Consider the following 4863-nt stretch of genomic DNA (forward strand, 5'->3'; position numbering starts at 1 on the left):
CGGAGTCGCTGATCGCGTCACACATCTTGTCCGGGTGTCCCTCGGTCACCGATTCGCTGGTGAACAAGCGCATGTTGGACGAAGGCATCCTGAATCTCCTCGGAAGACAAACGGAATTAGCGCCAGATTGGATAGATAGAAGGTTTCACGGAGGCAGCAGTAGGGGCTGCTCGCGTGAAAGGAGGAAAATGGCAGGAAGAACCGAAACTGGGACTGCTGCCGTCCTGTAGAACGCCTCCTCGAACAGCCGCGGAAGAGCGCCATCGGAGGGGCGAGGATCACATCACGTACGTAACACGCATAGCTGGGCTAATCTGACAGATGTGGCCAGCGAGCTGCACCTGGTGTAGTGGCGGCCTCGCCAGTTCGCACGAACATCACGGCCGTCGGCTAGGGCATGCCTTCGGATTCTTGTGAGCACCAATAGCATGACCGCGGTCAGAACCGCGAAGACGCCGTCACGGAAAGCGTGTGAGCACGCTAGAATAGCTCGTTCGTCGGCGAGCGAGACACCGTGCCGAGACGCACTCATGGGGTCAGCGAATGCGGCTCCGGCGGCGGCGTCCACGGACCGAAGGCCGAGGCCCGCCCAGGTACTGTCCTGGACGGCGTGGGCGTGAGGCGCGCTTCCAGCGCTGCCTACCGAAGGATTTGAGCCGTCCGCCGGCGAGGACATGCTGCAGCAGAGTACGAGCGAGCAAGCTGCGACAACCACGAGACCCGCCAGCACAGCGAGCAGCCGCCCAAGCCGGTGGCTGGCGCGTCGCTTGTCCACGGTCGCAACAGTAGGTGGGGTGCACTCAGCGTCGCACATGCCCCCGTTCCGAGCCCGTCAGTGAACTGGGATGCCGCGCCGATCACCAGACTGGTCAGCCCCGGGGAGGCACACGGAATCCGCTGCACCTAGTCTCCGGGGCGCGAACACCTCCTCGAGGAGTCCACGGTGACGACAGCCATAAGCCGAGGGGCGAGCTCCATGCTGCGCTCTGTCGGGCTCGCCGCCGGTCTCTGGGGACTCACTCACCTGGTCACTCACGCCCTGCTTGCCGAGGCGCCGACAGATAGCGGCGCGGCCGCGCAGGCGGACTCGATCGGCGCGCTGACGATCGCGGCCCTTGCACTTCTCGTCGTCTCCGCCAGCGTTCTCGGTGTTCTGTGCGCATCGACAGCAGCTCGCCGCACTCGGCCGCGGGCCGGGTCCTCCACGTTGGTGCTCGCCGCGACGGCCCCCGCGGTGTACATCGCCATCGAGATCGCGACCCACGTCGGCTCTCACCACGATGGCGCGCCACCGTTCGGGCTTCTCGTAGTCGGCGGCGTGGCACACGCGGGAGTGGCCCTCGTCGCACGGCAGCTCTGGGCCATCTTCCTCGACCGCGCGATCCCGGAGATCGCCGTCTATAGCGGCAGCCACGCGGCTCCACCAGCGCTCGCGTGCAGCATGGGCGGGGTCGTCGGCCTCACCCGATGGACCCCCATCGACCCCAACCCTGGACGCGCCCCACCTGTGTGACCCCGGCTTCGACACTTCCTGACCGGCCATCCGGACAGGTCGAACTCGCGTGAGCCCGCAGATCGTCGTGCGCACGCATCCGTCACCGAATCCCTGGGGTTACTTCTCGTGTCCGTGACAACCGACCGCTCCCTATACAAATCGCTGCGGCTAGGCCTGTGGCGCGCAATGCAATCCGCCGCCCCGCAGGCCGAACAAGGCGAGTACATCGACCCTCTGGACCTCCCCCCGGTCGACATCAACGGCTGGGACCCGGCCTGCCGCGAGGCGCTCGAGAGTCCCGAGATGGCGTCGTTCGTCGATGCACTGCGCGCTGGCGAACGCTCTGTCCGCGACTCCATCCTGGGCGACCTCGCCGAGTACTACGACATGACTCCCGAGCAGGCACGCAAGGCCTGCCTGAACTGGGAGGAGACAAGCGTCGACGAATGGCGCAGGACGAATGCCTCCGGCAGCGACGCAGGACGCGTCGAGTTCTACCGGACCACGCAGTCCTGGAGTTTCGACCTGTCCTGGTGGGCATACCTGCAGTCAGAAGGACGAGCCGACCCGTCCAACGTGTTGGCCTTTCGATTCGCCCAGCAGCACGCGCCCGGTCGCCGCCACCTCGATTTCGGGTCCGGAATCGGCATTACGAGCCAGCTCTTCGCGCGCAACGGCTGGTCCAGCACGTCAGCGGATCTGTCTTCGACACTGCTCGACTTCGCAAGGTTCCGCCATCAGAACCGCGGCGACGAGATCGCCTACATCGATCTCCACACCGACAAGCTCCCCGCAGGGGCGTACGACGCGATCACCGCGATCGACACCCTCGCCCACGTCCCGGACGTCTACACCACCTGCCGCGAGCTACACGCTGCGCTTGGCCCCGACGGGATCCTCGTGGCCAACTTCGACATTAGAGCTGCCGCTCCTGAGACGGAGTGGCACCTGTATGACGATGACCTGCGCCCCGTCTACGACCTACGTCGAGCCGGCTTCGTACCGATCGGCCCCGCCGGCTACGGAATGGTGGGGTACCGCAAGACCCCGACGCGCGGGCTCGGACATCACCTCAGGGTCGCCGGCGCGTGGCTCATGCTCGTGAGCCCGCCCCGGCGTCTTGCACGAGCGCTCAGCCAGCCGCTGCTCAGGTCGCTGGTGAGGCTCCGGACGCGACTGCGCGCCCACCAGGCTGCCGGGCAGCCGTGACTGCATCTGTTACGCCGCCGGGGCTGAGGCCGCGAGGGACGACGGTTGCGGGGTCCGCCCGCCTCCTGATGTGAGGGATGAGGTGGCGGCTGCGCACGCCATGTGAACGCGGCCGCCGCCAGCCCTCGGTCCCGGTACGGATTGCATGTATGCGCATCAGACTATGGGTCAGTGCGGCCGTCCAAGTCGTGAGTCGTGCATGATCATGCGGCGGCGGTCCACTGCGCCAGCGCCGGAGACGGTTACTGTCGGTCGCGAGTATCGGACATACCGGGCGATGAATAATGCATAATGCTCCGACCTGCGGCTATCCAGTGAAGTAGTTAGCCGAACTCTTATGACAGCGCGACCATCACAACACGCTGATCACTTCCGTCGCTACTAACGGGCAAGCGCTCACCCTTCGCTACTACCGCACTCGCCGGGGCCTCCTCCACCAGCGACGCTCACCGGCCCCCGGAGGTCAGGCCGGACTGATCAACACGGTGCTGAGCATGGTCCGCAGTGGCTTGAGATCGCCGTCGTGGGCTGCGCGTGAAGCGCTGGCGTTCTCACCGGCGTCGAGGACGGCCCACCGGAGGGTGTACCCGGCGTCGCGGGAGAGCTGAGCGAGCAGCGCGCGCTGTGTCCGGCCGTTTCCCTCGCGGAACGGATGCAGGAACGTCAGGGCGGCGAGCAACGCGGTGAGCTCGTCGAGAAAGGGCTCCCGGTCCAACCCGCGCAGGTGGTCGCGCGCGGCCAGGCCGAGGAAGAGCTGGCCGGCTCGTCGTTGGATGTCGTGGGGCGGGCAGAACATCTGTCCGGCCTTGCCCAAGGTGACGGTGCGTAGCTCCCCGGCCCATTCGTAGATGTCCCCGAAGATGAAGCGGTGGAATGCCTGCAGGTGGCGGAGGTCGTAGTGCCCGGGTAGGGGGGAGCGAGTGAGCTGGGCCATCGCGTTTGTCGCGATGGCGGCCTCGGCTTGGCTCAGCGTGTGGGGGTCGGTGATTCCCAGACGGTTACGCAGGACACCGGACTCGGGATCAAGGTAGGGGTCCCAGCTCGCCACGAACGCGGATGGTCAGCGTCGGTAGTGGGTCAGCAGGCGTGTTCGGGCCTCGGCGAAGCTCAGGGTTCCGTCGGCGACCTCACGCATCACGGCTTCTCCGAACTCGCTGAGCTCGAGGCCTTCGGCCCGGGTTGAGCCGATCGCGTCGGCTACCGCTGATCGGCGCTCGTCGGCCAACAGTTGGGCGTAGCGGTCGGCGGAGAGCAGCACGACCTCGGCTCGACGATGACGCCCGACGTAGACGGGCCCCCCGGACGCGCTGCGTGCCTGGGTCATCGCATCGGCAAGGTGCTCGCGCAGCTCGCTGATCGAGAGAACCTCCGGGATGCTCACACGCAGAAGGGTACCCGAACCTGTACATGTTGGTGTCCGTAGAGATCGGTTCTGGCCGTCGGCCCGGGTCCGCATCGTCGCCCACTCCTGATCTGATGACGGTGCTCGACCAGCGGCAGCCGGGCAGAGGCAGCCAGTCCCTTATTGCCTACCATGGCGCAACATTCTTCGAGAAACAGACGGCTTACCATTCGGCGAGACTGCGTGCTATCGACGCAGCGACGGGGTCTGTCGGGTGCATTGCAAGGAACGCGGCTAGGCCTCGCAACGCAGTCAGGGCCTGGTCCTGCCGTTCCGGCCACTCACCCGACGGGTGCGCTGCTGCTGCGGTTTTTGCGGCGGATCGCAACCTGTTGGCCTGATCTCGGCCGGTGACCACCATCAGTTTTCGCGCGGATTCTGTCGCGGAGATCGGTCCCGACGGGGCGCCAAATGTGGATAGGGCGTAGCAACTTCTTCGGGATTGCAGTCCACGGAGGCCCTTCCGTCGTGTCTGAGCAAGGCGCTCGACGCAGAATGTACCCGATAGAGCGGCCGAGAGCCATCAGATGAGATCCGCCCGAGTGTTTAAGAGGGGATCGCCGCGCAGCTTCGGGGCATCGGGGCGAACTCGGTGGGGCGGCCTCGACGTTTTCAGTCCGACCGGGCACCTGTCTAACCGGTTCCGCCTGCAATTCTGAAAATCCGACCCGCATTCCGCCGTCCCTGCGGGGCCCGGCGACCGCGCGCAGCGCGATCAACCGCCACGCCGCGGTCCGCAGCTCGGCGGCCACCGGAG

The 4863-nt window shown here is 66.3% G+C and carries 5 protein-coding genes; 2 read left to right on the forward strand and 3 right to left on the reverse strand.

Annotated elements, in window-relative coordinates; translation table 11 throughout:
* Positions 1–88, reverse strand: an 88-nt coding sequence (locus PSD17_RS11780) for an S-adenosylmethionine synthetase N-terminal domain-containing protein (RefSeq protein ID WP_339122652.1), incomplete at its 3' end; no start/stop codon positions are given.
* An 888-nt stretch (positions 89–976) separates the two neighbouring features.
* Here PSD17_RS11780 and PSD17_RS11785 point away from each other — a divergent pair.
* Complete coding sequence (locus tag PSD17_RS11785) at positions 977–1513, forward strand: hypothetical protein (RefSeq protein WP_013678841.1); 537 nt, start codon at positions 977–979, stop codon at positions 1511–1513.
* Between the two features lie 108 nt (positions 1514–1621).
* Entirely contained in the window at positions 1622–2704 is a 1083-nt protein-coding gene (locus PSD17_RS11790; protein WP_013678842.1) for a class I SAM-dependent methyltransferase, read from the forward strand.
* Between the two features lie 463 nt (positions 2705–3167).
* Here the strand turns inward: PSD17_RS11790 and PSD17_RS11795 are convergent, their stop codons facing one another.
* Positions 3168–3752 carry a Fic/DOC family protein gene (locus tag PSD17_RS11795; protein ID WP_013678843.1) on the reverse strand — a complete coding sequence of 195 codons (585 nt, stop codon included), beginning with the start codon at positions 3750–3752 and terminating at the stop codon, positions 3168–3170.
* Between the two features lie 12 nt (positions 3753–3764).
* Positions 3765–4085: an antitoxin VbhA family protein gene (locus PSD17_RS11800; protein WP_049803823.1), complete on the reverse strand. Its 321-nt coding sequence runs from the start codon at positions 4083–4085 to the stop codon at positions 3765–3767.
* Between the last annotated feature and the right edge of the window lie 778 nt (positions 4086–4863).

It is taken from the genome of Pseudonocardia sp. D17 (assembly GCF_036984265.1).
In the GTDB taxonomy this organism is placed as follows: Bacteria; Actinomycetota; Actinomycetes; order Mycobacteriales; family Pseudonocardiaceae; genus Pseudonocardia; species Pseudonocardia benzenivorans.